We start from the raw sequence: 17,621 nt of genomic DNA on the forward strand, positions 1-17,621 counted from the left end.
AGGAGTCTGGCATGGCAGGTGTTATGGATTCGGTCAACCAGCGCACGCAGCTGGTGGGGCAGAATCGCCTGGAATTGCTGCTGTTCCGCCTCAATGGCGAGCAGCTTTACGGCATCAACGTATTCAAGGTCAGGGAAGTGCTGCAATGCCCTGCGCTGACCCTGCTGCCCAAGGCGCACCCGGTGGTGCGTGGTGTTGCTAATATTCGCGGGGCGACCATCCCGATCCTCGACCTGTCGATGGCCACCGGGTTGCGGCCGCTGCAGGAAGACACGCGCAACAGTTTCGTGATCATCACCGAGTACAACACCAAGACCCAAGGCTTCCTGGTGCATTCGGTGGAGCGCATCGTCAACATGAACTGGGAAGAGATCCATCCGCCACCCAAGGGCACCGGCCGCGACCACTACCTGACCGCGGTCACCCGGGTGGACAACCGCATGGTCGAGATCATCGATGTGGAGAAGGTGCTGGCCGAAGTGGCGCCGTCGTCCGAGTCGGTGTCGGCCGGGGTGATCGATGCCGAGGTGCAGGACAAGGCCGTGCTGCTGCGGGTGCTCACCGTCGACGATTCGTCGGTGGCGCGCAAGCAGGTCAGCCGCTGCCTGCAGACGGTGGGGGTCGAGGTGGTGGCGCTCAATGACGGCCGTCAGGCCCTGAACTACCTGCGCCAGCTGGTGGATGAGGGCAAGAAGCCGGAAGAAGAGTTCCTGATGATGATCTCGGACATTGAAATGCCGGAAATGGACGGCTATACGCTAACGGCAGAGATCCGCAGCGATCCGCGCATGCAAAAATTGCACATCTGCCTGCATACTTCGCTTTCCGGGGTGTTCAACCAGGCGATGGTCAAGAAGGTCGGTGCCGATGACTTCCTGGCCAAGTTCAAGCCGGACGACCTGGCCCAGCGGGTGGTCGACCGGATCAAGGCAACGCATTGAAGCAGCCGGGGGCAGGCCCCCGGCACCAGTGATTTAAAAGAGGCGGCAGTAGTGTCTACGGGTAATTTGGATTTCGAACAGTTCCGGGTCTTCCTGGAGAAAGCCTGTGGCATCCTGCTGGGCGAGAATAAGCAGTACCTGGTCTCCAGCCGTCTCAACAAGCTGATGGAGCAACAGGGCATCAAGAGCCTGGGCGAGCTGGTGCAGCGCATCCAGGCCCAGCCGCGCGGCGGTTTGCGCGAGCAGGTGGTCGATGCCATGACCACCAACGAGACCCTGTGGTTTCGCGATACCTACCCGTTCGAGGTGCTGAAGAACAAGGTCATCCCCGAGTTCATCCGCAACAACCCCGGCCAGCGCCTGCGCATGTGGTCGGCGGCCTGTTCGTCGGGGCAGGAACCGTATTCCATCTCGATGGCCATCGACGAGTTCGAGCGTAGCAACCTCGGCCAGTTGAAGATGGGCGCGCAGATCGTTGCCACCGACCTGTCCGGCACCATGCTGACCAACTGCAAGACCGGCGAGTACGACAGCCTGGCGATTGCCCGAGGCTTGTCCCAGGAGCGCCTGCAGCGCTACTTCGATACCAAGGGGCCGGGGCGCTGGGCGGTCAAGCCGGCGATTCGCAGCCGCGTCGAGTTCCGCTCGTTCAACCTGCTCGACAGCTATGCCAGCCTGGGCAAGTTCGATGTGGTGTTCTGCCGTAACGTGCTGATCTATTTTTCGGCGCAGGTGAAGAAGGACATTCTGTTGCGTATCCACAGTACCTTGAAGCCGGGTGGGTATCTGTTCCTCGGGGCTTCCGAGGCGCTGAACGGGCTGCCGGACCATTACCAGATGGTGCAGTGCAGCCCGGGGATCATTTACCAGGCGAAGTAACCAAGAGGGCCGGCAGCGAAAGTTGCCGGCCTTTTTGTTTGCCTGTGCCGGCCTCTTCGCGGGTAAACCCGCTCCCACAGGTACCGCGCCGACCTTGAAAGCTGTGCAGAACCCGGTGGGAGCGGGTTTACCCGCGAAGAGGCCGGCGCAGGAGAAATGCTGACGTCAATTTTTTGTTTTGCCGCTTCTGCCGCCCGGCAATTGCCGCTTTCGCGCCCGAAGGCGGAAGGCCTTTGCCGCTTTTCTGGCATCACTCTGACAGCACCTTGCCCTGCAAGCCCGTATTTCCGGGCTTTCTGTTGGTTGGCACAGCCCTTGCTAAACCTTGCCCAACGATATTCCGGTCAACCTCTGAAGGTTTCCCCGACATGAGCATCAGCTTCGACAAGGCGCTTGGTATTCACGAAAAGGCCCTGGGCTTCCGCGCCCAGCGCGCCGAAGTGCTGGCCAACAACATCGCCAACGCCGACACGCCCAACTACAAGGCGCGCGACATGGACTTCGCCTCGGTGCTCGCTGCCGAAAGCGACAAGCAGCAGAGTGGCGGCCGTTTCAGCCTCGATCGTACCAACAGCCGCCATATCGAGGCCGAGGGCTTGGCCATGGCCGACGATACCCTCAAGTACCGCACGCCAACGCAGCCGTCGATCGACCAGAACACCGTGGACGCGCAGATCGAGCAATCGAACTACACCGAAAACGCCGTCGGCTTCCAGGCCAGCTTCACCTTGCTCAACAGTAAATTCAAAGGGCTGGTTTCGGCCCTGCGGGGAGAATGATCATGTCCCTTTCCAGTGTCTTCAACATTGCCGGTAGCGGCATGAGTGCGCAGAACACGCGCCTGAACACCGTTGCTTCCAACATCGCCAACGCCGAGACCGTGTCCTCGAGCATCGACCAGACCTACCGCGCTCGCCACCCGGTGTTCGCCACCACCTTCCAGGACGCACAGGCCGGCGGCAGCCAGTCGCTGTTCGAAGACCAGGGCGAGGCAGGGCAGGGCGTGCAGGTAAAAGGCATCGTCGAGGACCAGAGCAATCTGGAGGCCCGTTACGAGCCCAACCACCCGGCGGCGAACAAAGACGGCTACGTCTACTACCCGAACGTCAACGTGGTTGAAGAGATGGCTGACATGATCTCCGCCAGCCGCGCGTTCCAGACCAACGCCGAGCTGATGAATACGGCCAAGGCCATGATGCAGAAGGTCCTGGCCCTCGGTCAGTGATAAGGAAACCAGACCATGGCAATCGATACCAACGGTGTGAACCTCAACGACGTGCTCGCGGCGTCGGGTGTAGGCACCAGCACCAAGAAGACCACGGACACCGCATCCAAGACCGGCAACGACTCGCTCGGCAAGGACGCGTTCCTGCAATTGCTGGTCACCCAGATGCAGCACCAGAACCCGCTGGACCCACAGGACAACGGTGAGTTCGTTGCCCAGTTGGCGCAGTTCAGCAGCCTGGAAGGCATTACCTCGCTGAACGAATCGGTCAACTCCATCACCAGCGCCATGGCCTCGTCCCAGGCCCTGCAGGCGTCCTCGCTGGTCGGGCGTTCGGTGGTAGTGCAGAACGACAAGGCCGTGGTCGACACCGCAGAAAGCTTCAATGCGCAGTTCGTCGTGCCGCAAGCCATCGGCGAAGCGAAGATCACCATCAAGGACAAGGACGGCAATACCGTCAAGACCATCGAGCTGGGCGAGCAGAAAGCCGGTTACGCCGATTTCATCTGGGACGGTACCAACAGCAGTGGCGAGAAAGTCGACCCTGGTACTTACACCTTCACTGCTACCACCACGGTGGATGGCAAGTCGGTGCAGATGAACACGCTGTTGCCAGCCAAGGTGACCAGCGTCAGTTTCAGTGCCGCCGGCGAAATGGTGCTCAACCTCGCCGGTGTTGGCAAAGTGTCCCTCTCCGACGTGCAAACCATCGGTATCTAAGGCCCGCTAGAGCGGCAAAAGGAGCGAATTCATGTCTTTCAATATCGGCCTTAGCGGTCTGTACGCAGCAAACAAGCAACTGGATGTCACCGGCAACAACATCGCCAACGTCAACACCAATGGCTTCAAGTCGTCGCGTGCCGAGTTCGCCGATGTCTATGCAGGTTCCAACCGCCTGGGTGTTGGCAAGAACCAGGTGGGTAACGGCGTGCGCCTGGCAGCGGTTTCCCAGCAGTTCACCCAGGGTGACGTCAACACCACCGGCAACGTGCTGGATATGGGGATCCAGGGGCAGGGCTTCTTCGTGCTGTCCGATAACGGCTCGCGCGTGTACACCCGTGCGGGTGCTTTCCAGGCCAGCAAGGACAATTTCGTGGTTACCTCGGACGGCCTGCGCCTGCAGGGCTATGCCGCCGACTCGACTGGCAAGATCCAGAAGGGCGTGCTGACCGATCTGCAGATCGATACGTCGGCGCTGCAGCCAAAGGCAACATCGCTGATCGACCAGGGCATCAACCTGAATTCTTCGGCCGCCGACATCCCGCTGGAAGTGGACGATGGCACTGGCGTGATGGTGCCGAACCTGCCGTTCGATCCTTCCGATCAGACGACTTACACCAAGTCTTTCCCGACCAAGGTGTACGACAGCCAGGGTAACGAGCACACCATGGAGCAGTTCTATCGCAAGACTGGCACCAATGAGTGGACCATGTACACCCTGGTCGATGGGCGCAACCCGTTTTCCCCATCCTCCACTGTGCCGCTGACTGGCACCATCAGCTTCAACAGCGATGGCTCGGTCAAGAGCATGACTGCGGACAATACCGGCCACCCGGCGGGCTCGTCGTTCACCGTGACCAACAACACCTTCACCATGACCGGCTGGGTGCCGGCGGTGGAAGATTCTGCGGGTAACTGGATCTCCAACGGCGCGGTGGGCAATGCCGATGGCATGCGCCTGGCGATGAACAGCACTACCTCCTACAACACCGAGACCGCGCGGATGTCGCAGTCCCAGGACGGCTACGCGACCGGTATCCTGTCGAGCCTGAGCATCGACTCGACGGGTGTGCTGTTCGCCAGCTTCAGCAACCAGCAATCCCGCGCCATCGGCCAGGTGGCCCTGGCCAGCTTCGCCAACGAGCAGGGCCTGCAGCAGATTGGTGGTACCCGCTGGACCGAAACCTACACCTCCGGCATCCCGGGCATCGATGCGCCGAAGACAGGTACCCTGGGCAGCGTCGAGTCCAACGCGCTGGAAGGCTCGAACGTGAACCTGACTCAGGAATTGGTCGAGCTGATCAAGGCGCAGAGCAACTACCAGGCGAACGCCAAGACTATCTCCACTGAAAGCACCATCATGCAGACCGTCATCCAGATGGCTTGATGCTTGCTGGCTGAGTGCATGTGGGCGAACCCCTTTGTCATGAAGGGGTTCGTCGTCTTTGCCGGAGGGGTCATGAAAAGGCTGGTTGTCACGTTGGTCGCTGCGTTCTGCCTGTACCAGGCCCAGGCCGGTACCGCGCCCTGGTGGCGCTGGGAAAGCCAGGTGGATGGGCGCCTGGTCTGCTCGCAATGGCCGCCGGGGGATGGCTGGAAGAAATTCGCCGGGCCCTACAGCAATGGTGGTTGCCGCGAGCCTTGAATAAACCTGTACTGGCCTTTTCGCGGGTAAAACCGTTCCACAGGTGCCGCGCTGTACTTGTGGGAGCGGGTTCACCCGCGAAGAGGCCGGTACAGGTTTGCCGCCATCGGCAACCAAGCGCCGGATAACCGGCGTCCAACACACCGACTGGCCCTCGAAAGCCCGTATCCACGGGCTTTTTCATGATTTCGCAAAGTTGGTTCGGAACTTGCTTTCTAGCTCGCATAGCAACGGCGAGCGGCAAACGACCGCCAGTGCAATGGAGGATGACTGTGGACAAGATGCTTTACGTGGCCATGACCGGCGCGAGCCAGAATGCGCTGGCCCAGAAGGCGCACGCCAACAACCTGGCGAACATTTCCACCAACGGTTTCCAGCGAGATCTGGAGCAGGCCCGCTCGATGCCGGTGTTCGGTGACAGCTTTCCGTCGCGCGCCTTTGCCATGACCGAGCGCCCGGCCACCGACTTCAGCGAAGGTCCGATGGTTGAAACCGGCCGCGATCTGGATGTGACGGTGACCGGCAAGGGCTTTATCGCCGTGCAGGCACCCGATGGCAGTGAAGCCTACGTACGCACCGGTAGCCTGAACATCGATGCCCTCGGTGTGCTGCGTGCCGGCAACGGCATGCCGGTGATCGGCAACGGCGGCCCGATTGCGATTCCGCCAGAGCAGAAGGTCGAAGTCGGCGCCGACGGCACTATCAGCATCCGCTCCATGGGGGAAGACCCGCGCGTGATGGCCGAAGTCGACCGCATCAAGCTGGTCAACCCCGATACCAAAGGCCTGACCAAGGGCCTGGATGGCCTGATCCATACCCGCGACGGCCAGCCGGCAGACGCCGACGTCAACGTGCGGGTGGTGTCGGGCTTCCTGGAAGGCAGCAATGTCAACGCCGTGGAAGAAATGACCTCGGTGCTGGCGCTGTCCCGTCAATTCGAACTGCACGTGAAGATGATGAACGCGGCCAAGGAAGGCGACGAAGCCATGGCGCGTGTTTTGCAAATCGGCTAATCACTTTTGAACGAGTGCCGTAAAACAGGCGCACGAGGAGAACTTACATGCTTCCGGCTCTTTGGGTCGCTAAAACCGGCCTGTCCGCCCAGGACACCAACCTGACGGTCATCTCCAACAACCTGGCCAACGTCTCGACCACCGGCTTCAAGCGTGATCGCGCCGAGTTCCAGGACTTGCTGTACCAGATCAAACGCCAGCCGGGCGCGCAGTCCACCCAGGACAGCGAGCTGCCTTCCGGCCTGCAGGTCGGTACTGGTGTGCGCATTGTCGGCACCCAGAAGAACTTCCAGACCGGCAGCCTGCAAACCACGGAAAACCCGCTGGACATGGCGGTCAACGGCCGCGGTTTCTTCCAGGTATTGCAGCCGGACGGCACCGTTTCGTATACCCGTGACGGTACCTTCCACCTGAACTCCGACGGCCAGATCGTCACCGCCAACGGTTTCGCCCTGGAACCTGCCATCGTCGTGCCGAACGACGCGCAGACCTTCACCGTCGGCCAGGACGGCACCGTGTCGATCACCACCGCCGGCAACCCGGCTGCGCAGGTGATCGGCAACATCCAGACCGCCGACTTCATCAACCCGGCCGGCCTGCAGGCGATTGGCGACAACCTGTTCCTCGAAACCGCCGCCAGTGGCGCGCCACAAGTCGGCACCCCGGGCCTGAACGGTTTTGGCACCACCCTGCAGCAGACCCTGGAAAACTCCAACGTCAGCACCGTGGAAGAGCTGGTGAACATGATCACCACCCAGCGTGCCTACGAGATGAACTCCAAGGTCATTTCCACTGCTGACCAGATGCTGTCGTTCGTTACTCAACAGCTCTGAAGCAGGCAGCTCTAACCCCGTCACTCCGTTGCACCCGTGAGGTAAGCGTCATGAATCGTCTGTTGTCCGTTTTTGCCCTGGGGGGGGCGGTGTTGCTGGCAGGTTGCGTCGCGCCGACGCCCAAGCCCAACGACCCGTACTACGCGCCGGTACTGCCGCGCACCCCGTTGCCGGCAGCGGCCAACAACGGTTCGATCTACCAGGCCGGCTTCGAGCAGAACCTGTACAGCGACCGCAAGGCGTTCCGGGTGGGTGACATCATCACCATCACCCTCAACGAGCGCACATCGGCCAGCAAGAACGCCGGTTCGCAGATCCAGAAAAACAGCAACGCCAACATCGGCCTGACATCGTTGTTCGGCACTACGCCGAACACCAACAACCCTTTCGGCAGTGGTGACCTGTCGCTGGAGGCCGGCTACAGCGGCGAGCGCGCCACCAAGGGCGACAGCAAGGCCACTCAGGGCAACACCCTGACCGGTTCCATCACCGTGACCGTAGCCGAAGTGCTGCCCAACGGCATCATCGCCGTGCGTGGCGAGAAGTGGCTGACCCTGAACACCGGCGAAGAGCTGGTGCGCATTGCCGGCATGATCCGCGCCGACGACATCGCCACCGACAACACCGTGCCGTCCACTCGCGTGGCCGACGCGCGCATCACCTATTCCGGTACCGGCTCGTTCGCCGATGCCAGCCAGCCCGGGTGGCTGGACCGCTTCTTCATCAGCCCGCTTTGGCCTTTCTGAGTACGGATGACCATGTTCAACGTGAGGCAGCTGATTGCCGCAACCCTGCTCCTGTCCTGTGCCTTCGGCGCCCAGGCCGAGCGCCTGAAGGACATCGCCAGCATTTCTGGCGTGCGCTCCAACCAGCTGATCGGTTACGGCCTGGTGGTGGGGCTCAATGGCACGGGTGACCAGACCACCCAGACGCCGTTCACCCTGCAGACCTTCAACAACATGCTGTCGCAGTTCGGCATCAAGGTGCCGGCCGGCTCCGGCAACGTGCAGCTGAAAAACGTTGCGGCAGTGTCGGTGCATGCCGACCTGCCGGCGTTCGCCAAGCCAGGCCAGGTGGTGGACATTACCGTGTCCTCGATCGGTAACTCCAAGAGCCTGCGCGGCGGCAGCCTGCTGATGACCCCGCTCAAGGGTATCGATGGCAATGTCTATGCCGTGGCCCAGGGTAACCTGGTGGTGGGCGGCTTCGATGCCGAGGGCCGTGACGGTTCGAAGATCACCGTCAACGTTCCGTCGGCCGGTCGTATCCCTGGCGGTGCTACCGTCGAGCGTGCAGTGCCGAGCGGCTTCAACCAGGGCAACAGCCTGACCCTGAACCTCAACCGCCCCGACTTCACCACTGCCAAGCGCATCGTCGACAAGGTCAACGACCTGCTCGGTCCGGGCGTGGCCCAGGCCGTGGACGGCGGTTCGGTACGGGTCACTGCGCCGATGGACCCGAGCCAGCGCGTGGACTACCTGTCGATCCTCGAGAACCTCGAGATCGACCCGGGCCAGGCGGTCGCCAAGGTCATCATCAACTCGCGCACCGGCACCATCGTCATCGGCCAGAACGTCAAGGTGTCGCCGGCCGCGGTGACCCACGGCAGCCTGACCGTGACCATTACCGAAGACCCGATCGTCAGCCAGCCGGGGCCGTTCTCCAATGGCCAGACCGCCGTGGTGCCGCGCTCGCGGGTCAACGCCGAGCAGGAAGCCAAGCCGATGTTCAAGTTCGGCCCGGGCACCACGCTGGATGAAATCGTTCGTGCGGTGAACCAGGTGGGCGCAGCGCCCAGCGACCTGATGGCCATCCTCGAAGCCCTGAAACAGGCCGGCGCCTTGCAGGCCGACCTGATCGTGATCTGAGGACGGCGCGGATGAACAGCAAAAGCCTGGTTTCCGGCAGCGCCGACAGCGGCGCCTACACCGACCTCAACCGCCTGAGCTCGCTCAAGCATGGCGATCGCGACAGCGACGCCAACGTGCGCAAGGTGGCCCAGGAGTTCGAGTCGCTGTTCATCAGCGAAATGCTCAAGGCCTCGCGCAAGGCCAGCGACGTGCTGGCCGACGACAACCCGATGAACACCGAAACGGTGAAGCAGTACCGCGACATGTACGACCAGCAGCTGGCCGTGAGCATGTCCCGCGAAGGCGGCGGTATCGGGCTGCAGGACGTACTGGTGCGCCAGCTGTCGAAGAACAAGGGCACGCCGGCCAACACCAGCCCGTTTCCGCGCATCGAGGGCAATGCCCCGACGCTGTGGGGCAACAAGGTGGCCGAGCCCGTGCATGCCGCCCAGTCGACCGCCACCCGCAACGACGTCGCCGCGCTCAATTCGCGACGCCTGGCGCTGCCGAGCAAGCTCACCGACCGCCTGATGGCCGGCATCGTGCCGTCGGCGGCCAGCACCAATACCGCAGCCGTGCCGGCCCGTGACGGCCAGCAGGTGGCCAAGGCCTTTGCCGTGCCGGACAACGGCCTACGCATCCTCGGACGCGCCGTGGCTCAGCCGCCGCTGGCACCGAAAAAGGCCTTTGCCGACAGTGACGAGTTCGTCGCCACCATGCTGCCGATGGCCGAGCAGGCGGCCAAGCGCATCGGTATCGACCCACGCTACCTGGTGGCACAGGCCGCCCTGGAAACCGGCTGGGGCAAGTCGGTCATGCGCAACACCGATGGCAGCAGCAGCCACAACCTGTTCGGCATCAAGGCAACCGGCAACTGGGAAGGTGGCGAGGCGCGGGCGATCACCAGCGAGTTCCGCGATGGCCAGTTCGTCAAGGAGACGGCGGCGTTCCGCTCCTACGATTCCTACCAGGACAGCTTCCACGACCTGGTCAGCCTGCTGCAGAACAATTCGCGCTATCAAGATGCAGTGAAGGCCGCCGATAAACCAGAACAGTTCGTGCAAGAGTTGCAAAAGGCCGGGTACGCCACCGACCCGAATTACGCCAGCAAGATCTCGCAGATCGCAAGACAGATGAAGTCGTACGAGCACTACGCAATGCTCGGTACCGCAACGAAACTTTAAGGGCATGGAACCATGGCGAGTCTGATCAACATTGGTATGTCGGGGCTTGGCGCCGCGCAATCGGGGATGTACACCCTCGGTAACAACATCGCCAACGCCGATGTCGAAAGCTACTCGCGCCAGCAGAACGTGCAGAAGACCAAGGGCGGGCAACAAGTCGGCCAGGTGTTCATCGGCAGCGGTACTACCCTGGCGGATGTGCGCCGGGTCTATAACGCGTTCCTCGAGAACCAGCTGCGCAGCACCACCTCGCTGAGCAGCGATGCCACCTCGTACCTGAACCAGATCACGCCGCTGGATACCGCCCTGTCGAGTAGCGACACCGGTATCACTGCTGCACTGAAAAGCTTCTTCAGCGCCATGCAGGATGCTGCGGCCAAGCCGGCTGAAGATTCTTCGCGTCAGTTGCTGCTGTCCAGCGCGCAGTCCCTGGCAAAGCGTTTCAATACCCTGTCATCGCAACTCAACCAGCAGAACAGCGACATCAATGCCAACATGGTGTCGATCGCCGATCAGGTGAACAACCTGACCAAGACCATCGCTGATCTCAATGACCAGATTTCCCGCGTCAGCTCCATTTCTGGCCAGCCCAATGACCTGCTCGACCAGCGCGATGGCGCTGTGCGTGAGCTGAGCAAGTTGATTGGCGCCGATGTGGTGGAGCGTGATGGCAACTACGATATCTACCTGAAGAATGGCCAGGCCCTGGTGCTGGGCAAGACCACCCAGACCTTGGGGGTGGAACCGAGCGCGACCGATCCAACCCGCATGAGCCTGATCCTCAATCGCGGCTCGACCAAAATGGACATCACCAGTACCACTACCGGTGGTGAGCTCGGCGGCCTGATCCGCTACCGCAAGGATACCCTCGACCCGGCGCTCAACGAGCTCGGTCGCGTGGCCTTGGTAGTAGCCGATGCGATCAACAGCCAGCTGGCCCAAGGCATCGACAAGAACGGTGACTTCGGTGCCACCCTGTTCGGTGATATCAACAGTGCCGCGGCCATCAGCCAGCGCAGTGTCGCCAAGACTGGCAACAGCGCCGGCTCCGGTAACCTGGACGTGACCATAAAGGACACCGGCAAGCTGAGCACCAGCGATTACCAGGTGACCTTCACCAGCGACAAGCAGTACACCGTGCGCAAGTTGCCCGATGGTACCGATATGGGTACCTACAGCCTCGACGACGACCCGGCTCCCGTGATCGACGGTTTCAGCCTTGCGCTGAACGGCGGCGCCTTGAGCGCCGGTGACAGTTTCAAGATCACCCCGACGCGCAATGCAGCAGCGAACATCGACACCGTGCTGACCGACCCCAAGCGTCTGGCGCTGTCTGCGCCATTGACCGCCACCAGTGGCTCTGGCAACAAGGGTACCGGCGTGATTACCCAGCCGACGTTGACGTCTGAGATGGACATCTACGATGCCACCCAGCGCTCGCAGCTACAGACCGGCCTGAAATACTCTACCCCGGTCAAGCTGGTATTCGGCGATAACACCAGTTCACCCCAGGCCTACAAGATGTACGACGCCAAGGGTACCGAGATCGGCAGCGGCACCATCGTGCCGGGTCAGGAGAACAAGCTGCAGTTATCGGTGCCGATGGTGGATGGCAACGGCAACTCGCTGGGCAGCAATTTCACCTTCGAGATGAGTGTTTCCGGCGCGCCGCAGAACGGCGACAGCTATACCGTGGCGCTGACTGGCGCAGGCTCGTCGGACAATCGCAACGCCCAGTCGGTGATCGATCTGCAGACCAAATCCACGATAGAGGTGGGTGCCAACGGCAAGGGCATCAGCTTCACCGATGCTTACGCCAAGCTGGTCTCCAACGTCGGTGGCAAGGCCGGCCAGGCGCAGATGGACAGCGATGCCACCACTGCCCTGCATGCCTCGGCAGTGGAAAGCCGCAACGGCCTGTCGGGCGTGTCGATCGATGAAGAGACCGGCAACCTGGTCAAGTTCCAGCAGTACTACACCGCGTCGTCGCAGATCATCAAGGCGGCCCAGGAAACCTTCGCCACCTTGATCAACAGTCTTTAAGGAGCCGTAGATCGTGAGCGTACGCATCTCTACTTCGCAGTTCTACAACACCAGCAGTGCCAACTATCAGCGCACTTTCGCCAATACCGTGAAGAGCCAGCAGGAGGCCAGCGATGGCATTCGTGTGCGCTCCGGCAAGGACGACCCGGTGGGTGCAGCACGCCTGTTGCAGCTTGAGCAGCAGCAGAACATGCTCAAGCAGTACGCCTCCAATACTGTCAATGTGCGTAATGCGTTGGGTACTGCCGAGAGTACGCTGACCTCGATTGGCAATGTTTTGCAGCGGGTCAACGAACTGGCCATCAGCTCTGGTAACGGCGCGTTTACCGACGCGGATCGCAAGGCCAATGCGGATGAACTGGCTTCGCTGGAGGATCAACTGTTCAACCTGATGAACAGCCGGGACGAGAGCGGCAAGTACATATTCTCGGGTTCCAAGGGCGATACACCGCCTTACGTGCGTAATGCCGATGGCACTTACAGCTATCAGGGTGACCAAGGAAAGCTGAACCTGCAGGTGGGCGACATGCTCAGCCTGGCGGCCAACGAGACCGGTTATGACGCTTTTGAGCAGGCGATCAATACCAGTCGCACCCAGACTCAGTTGACTGCGCCGGCAACCGACGATGGCCGTATCAACCTGTCCAATGGCCAGGTTTCCGGTAGCTCGACCTACAACGACCGGTTCCGTAGCGGTGAGCCGTACACGATCGAGTTCCTCAGCAGCACCGAATACAAGATCACCGACGCCGACGGCAATGACGTCACGCTAGAGGCCAGCCAGGGCGGCAAGTTCGACCCCAATGCGGAAAACACCGGCATCAGTTTCCGCGGTGTCGATCTGCGCTTGGAGGTTAACTATAAGGACGGCGACAAGGGCAACGAAGATGCCGTTATCGCAGGGCATACGTTCAACCTGAGCTCCAAGGCCGACGAGGTTTCTGGTTCCCGCAGCCCGGGTAATACCTCCTCCGAGCAGGTGACGAGTGCGACCATCACCGACCAGGATGCCTACAAGGCTGCCTTCCCGGCAGGCGGTGCTGTGCTCAAGTTCACCAGCAGCTCGACGTTCGAGCTGTACGCGTCGCCAGTCACTGACGACAGCCGTCCGGTAGCACAAGGCTCGCTGGGCGGGCCTAACGGTACGACTGCAACGGCTGCGGGTGTGAGCTTCGAGCTGTCGGGGGCGCCGAGCTCGGGGGATTCTTTTGGGGTGAAGGTGAATACCCACCAGACCCAGAACGTGCTCGATACCATCAGCAAGCTGCGTACCGCCTTGAGTACGCCGGTAGACAGCGACCCGGTTGCACGGCAGAACTTCCTGGCATCGTTGGATTCGGCAATAGGTAACGTCGCAAGCGGCATCAACCAGGTGTCCTCGTCGATCAGTGCGATCGGTGGTCGTGGCCAGTCGCTGGATGTGCAGGCCGAAACCAACGAAGCGCTAAGCGCTGAAAATACCAAGACCCAAAGTTCGATCCGTGAAAGCGACCCGGCTGAGGTGATGCTGCGTCTGAACATGCAATCCAACATGCTGCAGGCTTCATTGCAGGCCTACGCGAAAATCGCGGGGCTGTCGTTGGTCAACTACATCTGATCGAGGTTTGATCGTGCTAGGCGGCCCGCAAGCAGTGTGCCGCCTTGACGTCCCTCGTGGCATTGAATGTTTTATCGCTAAGTGAGCAACGCGTGAACGCACAGCCCCTCGTCTCCATCGCCATCCCAGCGTTCAACCCAGCATTTTTCCGTCGCACGTTGAGCAGCGTGCTCAACCAGGACTATCCGAATCTGGAAGTCGTTGTTTGCGACGACAGCCCTGGTCAAGAGATCGAGACGATTTGTGACGAGCTGAGCAAGACTTCGTCAGCGCTGCTGCGTTACGTGCGCAACCCAGTGCGTCTCGGGTTCGCCCGGAACATGCTGGCATGCCTAGGCTACGCCTCAGGAGAGCTGGTCAAGTTCCTCTGCGATGATGACCTCTTGATGACTCAGTGCATTAGCCATCAGGTAAAGGTGCTGTGTGATCATGAGCAGGTGAGCATGGTGATCAGCCAGCGGCTGGTCTGCGATGCCGATGACATTCTGTTGCCCTCCCGGGCGCTCAATGCGGTGGTCGCCCCGACCACTTCCGTGCTCTACGGTACAGACCTGCTGGCATGCATTGCCGAGAGTACATCAAACTTGTTTGGTGGTATCAGTCATGCGCTTTTCCGTCGTGCCCAGGTGGGAGAGTACCTGGAGACGCTGGTGCAGGATGGGCAGGGGTTCTGTGCGCGTCTGGACATGGCTTTGTACATTTGCATGCTGCGTCGTGGGCATCTGGCCAGCCTTGAGCAGGTGCTGAGTATCGAGCGGATTCATGCCGGAAGGCTCAGCCATCACGTGGCGATGACTGAGGCGGCCAAGGTCGAGTCTGAGTGGTTGCAGCAGATGTTGGCCGCGCGCACCGGGGAGCAGGAGCCTGCCGTAGGGTGGGTGCGTTACTTGCCGATGGCATTCTACAGCGGCGGTGTCGATGACGTGTGGCGAGAGCTGGACATGCGTAACTTCACCAACCGGCAAATCGCTTCCTTCCATCAGCAGGTAGGCACTCAAAGCCTCAGCTTTGCAGAGCTGTACGCTGAGTGGCTGGAATCTCGTTCACTGTCTGAGGGGCAACAGCGCCTGTTGCCCAAGCGAATCGACCAGTGGCCAAGCCGGCCTCGTATCATGCCGGTGGTGTTCTGCGACGACGGCGAAGAGCTTGCCCTTCGTGCCACGCTCGATAGCCTGGCTGCACAGTCCTATGCTGCCAGTGGTATTCAAGTGCTAGGCAGCTGCGAACTACCCTTGTCAACGGTTGCAGGCGTGCAGTACCAACTTCGCGATGGTGATGGCTTCGACAATGTGAATGCTCAGTTGGGCGATGCCTCGGCTGACTGGATCGTTCTGTTGCGTGCGGGGGATCGCCTTCATCCCCACGCATTGGTGATCATGGCTGAACGCATGGCATTGAACGCTGGCAGCTTGTGTCTTTACAGCGATGAAGGTGCTTTCAATGGGCGTGAATCGAGTCATCCGATCTTCAAGCCCGATTTCAATCTGGATCTGATGCGAAGCTTGCCTTACGTAGGCCGTCAATTGGCGTTCAACTGTGAGGCGGTGCGTGCCATTGGCGGTTTTGACACGCAGTTCGGCAGCCTGGCGCCACATGATGCGCTCTGGCGTCTGGTCGAAACCCATGGTTTGCAAGCGATCGGGCATATCCCTGAATTGCTGGTGCAAAGTCAGAGTACATATGCTGACTGGATGAATGACCCTGCAGTGCAAACCCATGCCGCCAATGTGGTGCGTGCGCACTTGAAGCGCATGGGGGTGGCTGCTGAAGTAGAAACTGTTGCCGATAGCATGGCAACCCGCGTGCATTATCAGCATGCGCTTCCCGCCAGTGTTTCTATCCTGATTCAAGCTGGCAGCGATCTGCTCACTTTGCGCCGTTGCGTCGAATCGCTGTTTGAACACACCCATTACAGCAACTATGAAGTGTTGTTGATCGCCAACGGTGATGAACCTGCCGAAGTGCGTGACTGGCTGACTGCGATGAAGGGGATGGGCAGTGACCAGTTGCGTGTGCTTGAGGTGGGGGTACAGGGACGGGCGGCAAGCTTGAACCTGGGCAGTGAACAAGCTCACGGTGACTATCTTTTGTTGCTTGATGTCGGGTGTGCGCTGTTTGACGCGCAATGGTTGCATGAGCTGATGAGTCAGGCCCAGCGCCCGGAGGTGGGTGTAGTCGGGCCAAAACTATACGCCCGCGATGGCACCGCTGCCCCCAGCGCATTGGTCCTGGGGCTACGCGGACCTGCGGGTAATCCGTTTGCGGGCAATGCGGCGGATGCCGAAAGCTACCTCGGCCGGTCGCGTCTTGTGCAGAACTGGAGTGCGCTGAGCCTGGATTGCCTGTTGGTTCGGCGTGAGCTGTTCAATGAGCTTCAAGGCCTGGATACGCGAGCACTACAACAAAGCTGGTTCGATGCAGATCTCTGCCTTAGGGTGCGTGAAGCAGGCTATCTTGTGGTCTGGACACCTTTTTCGAGAGTGGCCCGGATGCATTCGAGCGCATCAGGCAAGGAAGCTGCTGATCAACAGGCCTTTTACCGGCGCTGGCTGGCCAGTGTCGCCAATGACCCGGCCTTTAACAAGAACCTGAGCCTCAAGCAGGGGGGCTTCAGGCTCGAGCCGGGTCTGCGCACTGGCTGGGACCCTTTTATTGCGCGCGCGATGCCGTCGGTTCTGGCGCTGCCATTCAATACGCTCGCGATCGGGCATTATAGGGTCATACAACCGTTCTCGGAGCTGGAGCGAGCTGGCTGGATTCAGGGGCGGATTAGTTACCAGGTAGCCGAGCCCATTACGGCCGAGCGGGAAAGTCCGGACGCGATGATCCTGCAATTGCGCTATTCCGCCGAGAACATCGAGGAAATCGCTGAAATCAAGAAGTATTCCAATGCACGGCGAATCTTCGAAATTGACGATTACGTAATCGAACCGTCTGAAAAAAATGACCATGCTCGTAACTGGCCAAAAAATGTCGGTGAACTGTTAGGGCGGGCGATCGGGTTGTGCGATCGACTGGTCGTGTCCACTGAACCATTGGCAGACGCGTTGTCGCATTTGCACCACGACATTCGCGTCGTTCCGAACATGTTGGCTGCTTCGTTGTGGGCAGGCCTCTCCAGCCAGCGCCAGACAAGCGCAAGGCCGCGGGTGGGCTGGGCGGGTGGCACGAGCCATCGTGGTGATTTGGAGCTTATGCTGGGTGTTGTCCGAGCGCTTGCGGATGAGGTCGACTGGGTATTTTTTGGCATGTGTCCGGAAATGCTGCGTCCCTATATCAAGGAGTTCCATAAGGGTGTACCCATGGCCCAGTATCCGCGCAAGCTGGCCAGCCTCAACCTCGACCTCGCTCTGGCGCCTCTTGAACAAAACCTGTTCAACGACTGTAAGAGCAATTTACGGCTTCTGGAGTACGGTGTTTGCGGTTATCCGGTGATCTGTACTGACACCAAGGCCTACGACGGCTATCTGCCCTGCACGCGGGTCCGTGCCAACACAACCGAATTATGGCTGGATGCCATTCGTATGCACCTTGCTGACCCCGGTGCCAGCTTCCGTCAGGGAGATGAGCTTCGAGAAGCGGTATTGCGCGACTACGTACTTGCACCACGTCATCTCCAGCATTGGGCCAATGCCTGGCTTGCCGACTGAACTCTGGCGCCTGGCGGGGCCGGGCGCTAAAACATCATTTG

At 60.5% G+C, this 17,621-nt stretch carries 15 protein-coding genes; all 15 read left to right on the forward strand.

All coding sequences use genetic code 11. From position 1 onward, the window contains the following. The first annotated feature begins 11 nt into the window (after window positions 1–11). The 15 genes from RR51_RS03870 (at window position 12) to RR51_RS03940 (ending at window position 17,580) form a co-directional block, all read left to right on the forward strand. Window positions 12–941, forward strand: a complete 930-nt coding sequence (locus RR51_RS03870; RefSeq protein WP_039612677.1) for a chemotaxis protein CheV — start codon at window positions 12–14, stop codon at window positions 939–941. A gap of 51 nt (window positions 942–992) precedes the next feature. Further along, complete coding sequence (gene cheR / locus RR51_RS03875; protein WP_015271244.1) at window positions 993–1,820, forward strand: protein-glutamate O-methyltransferase CheR; 828 nt, start codon at window positions 993–995, stop codon at window positions 1,818–1,820. Between the two features lie 368 nt (window positions 1,821–2,188). Then, window positions 2,189–2,599 carry a flagellar basal body rod protein FlgB gene (gene flgB / locus RR51_RS03880; RefSeq protein ID WP_015271243.1) on the forward strand — a complete coding sequence of 137 codons (411 nt, stop codon included), beginning with the start codon at window positions 2,189–2,191 and terminating at the stop codon, window positions 2,597–2,599. 2 nt (window positions 2,600–2,601) lie between these two features. Beyond that, on the forward strand, window positions 2,602–3,045 hold the full coding sequence (flgC, locus tag RR51_RS03885; protein WP_039612678.1) for a flagellar basal body rod protein FlgC: 444 nt from the start codon (window positions 2,602–2,604) through the stop codon (window positions 3,043–3,045). 15 nt (window positions 3,046–3,060) lie between these two features. After that, on the forward strand, window positions 3,061–3,765 hold the full coding sequence (gene flgD / locus RR51_RS03890) for a flagellar hook assembly protein FlgD (protein WP_003257261.1): 705 nt from the start codon (window positions 3,061–3,063) through the stop codon (window positions 3,763–3,765). Between the two features lie 31 nt (window positions 3,766–3,796). Further along, window positions 3,797–5,152, forward strand: coding sequence for a flagellar hook protein FlgE (gene flgE / locus RR51_RS03895; RefSeq protein WP_015271242.1), 1,356 nt, complete (start codon window positions 3,797–3,799; stop codon window positions 5,150–5,152). Window positions 5,153–5,224: 72 nt separating this feature from the next. Continuing rightward, a complete protein-coding gene (locus tag RR51_RS03900; protein WP_039612679.1) occupies window positions 5,225–5,410 on the forward strand; it encodes a hypothetical protein in 186 nt (61 codons plus the stop codon). Window positions 5,411–5,682: 272 nt separating this feature from the next. Beyond that, on the forward strand, window positions 5,683–6,423 hold the full coding sequence (locus tag RR51_RS03905) for a flagellar basal body rod protein FlgF (protein ID WP_015271240.1): 741 nt from the start codon (window positions 5,683–5,685) through the stop codon (window positions 6,421–6,423). 47 nt (window positions 6,424–6,470) lie between these two features. Further along, window positions 6,471–7,256, forward strand: a complete 786-nt coding sequence (flgG, locus tag RR51_RS03910; RefSeq protein WP_015271239.1) for a flagellar basal-body rod protein FlgG — start codon at window positions 6,471–6,473, stop codon at window positions 7,254–7,256. 50 nt (window positions 7,257–7,306) lie between these two features. After that, window positions 7,307–8,002 carry a flagellar basal body L-ring protein FlgH gene (gene flgH / locus RR51_RS03915; RefSeq protein WP_015271238.1) on the forward strand — a complete coding sequence of 232 codons (696 nt, stop codon included), beginning with the start codon at window positions 7,307–7,309 and terminating at the stop codon, window positions 8,000–8,002. 12 nt (window positions 8,003–8,014) lie between these two features. Beyond that, entirely contained in the window at window positions 8,015–9,124 is a 1,110-nt protein-coding gene (locus RR51_RS03920; protein ID WP_015271237.1) for a flagellar basal body P-ring protein FlgI, read from the forward strand. An 11-nt stretch (window positions 9,125–9,135) separates the two neighbouring features. Further along, entirely contained in the window at window positions 9,136–10,290 is a 1,155-nt protein-coding gene (gene flgJ, locus RR51_RS03925; protein WP_039612680.1) for a flagellar assembly peptidoglycan hydrolase FlgJ, read from the forward strand. A 12-nt stretch (window positions 10,291–10,302) separates the two neighbouring features. Then, window positions 10,303–12,333, forward strand: a complete 2,031-nt coding sequence (gene flgK, locus RR51_RS03930) for a flagellar hook-associated protein FlgK (RefSeq protein ID WP_039612681.1) — start codon at window positions 10,303–10,305, stop codon at window positions 12,331–12,333. 13 nt (window positions 12,334–12,346) lie between these two features. After that, window positions 12,347–13,930 (forward strand): flagellar hook-associated protein 3, encoded by a 1,584-nt coding sequence (locus tag RR51_RS03935; RefSeq protein ID WP_039612682.1) that lies wholly within the window; start codon window positions 12,347–12,349, stop codon window positions 13,928–13,930. 92 nt (window positions 13,931–14,022) lie between these two features. Beyond that, window positions 14,023–17,580, forward strand: coding sequence for a glycosyltransferase (locus RR51_RS03940; protein WP_039612683.1), 3,558 nt, complete (start codon window positions 14,023–14,025; stop codon window positions 17,578–17,580). Window positions 17,581–17,621 lie beyond the last annotated feature (41 nt).

Origin of the sequence: Pseudomonas sp. C5pp (genome assembly GCF_000814065.1) — a bacterium.
Taxonomy (GTDB): domain Bacteria; phylum Pseudomonadota; class Gammaproteobacteria; order Pseudomonadales; family Pseudomonadaceae; genus Aquipseudomonas; species Aquipseudomonas asiatica.

Bases quoted from the DNA above. Each gene is read 5' to 3' on its own strand.
- RR51_RS03870 (WP_039612677.1), top strand. From the start codon at position 12: ATGGCAGGTGTTATGGATTCGGTCAACCAGCGCACGCAGCTGGTGGGG.
- flgB (WP_015271243.1), top strand. From the start codon at position 2,189: ATGAGCATCAGCTTCGACAAGGCGCTTGGTATTCACGAAAAGGCCCTG.
- flgC (WP_039612678.1), top strand. From the start codon at position 2,602: ATGTCCCTTTCCAGTGTCTTCAACATTGCCGGTAGCGGCATGAGTGCG.
- flgD (WP_003257261.1), top strand. From the start codon at position 3,061: ATGGCAATCGATACCAACGGTGTGAACCTCAACGACGTGCTCGCGGCG.
- flgE (WP_015271242.1), top strand. From the start codon at position 3,797: ATGTCTTTCAATATCGGCCTTAGCGGTCTGTACGCAGCAAACAAGCAA.
- RR51_RS03900 (WP_039612679.1), top strand. From the start codon at position 5,225: ATGAAAAGGCTGGTTGTCACGTTGGTCGCTGCGTTCTGCCTGTACCAG.
- flgG (WP_015271239.1), top strand. From the start codon at position 6,471: ATGCTTCCGGCTCTTTGGGTCGCTAAAACCGGCCTGTCCGCCCAGGAC.
- flgH (WP_015271238.1), top strand. From the start codon at position 7,307: ATGAATCGTCTGTTGTCCGTTTTTGCCCTGGGGGGGGCGGTGTTGCTG.
- RR51_RS03920 (WP_015271237.1), top strand. From the start codon at position 8,015: ATGTTCAACGTGAGGCAGCTGATTGCCGCAACCCTGCTCCTGTCCTGT.
- flgJ (WP_039612680.1), top strand. From the start codon at position 9,136: ATGAACAGCAAAAGCCTGGTTTCCGGCAGCGCCGACAGCGGCGCCTAC.
- flgK (WP_039612681.1), top strand. From the start codon at position 10,303: ATGGCGAGTCTGATCAACATTGGTATGTCGGGGCTTGGCGCCGCGCAA.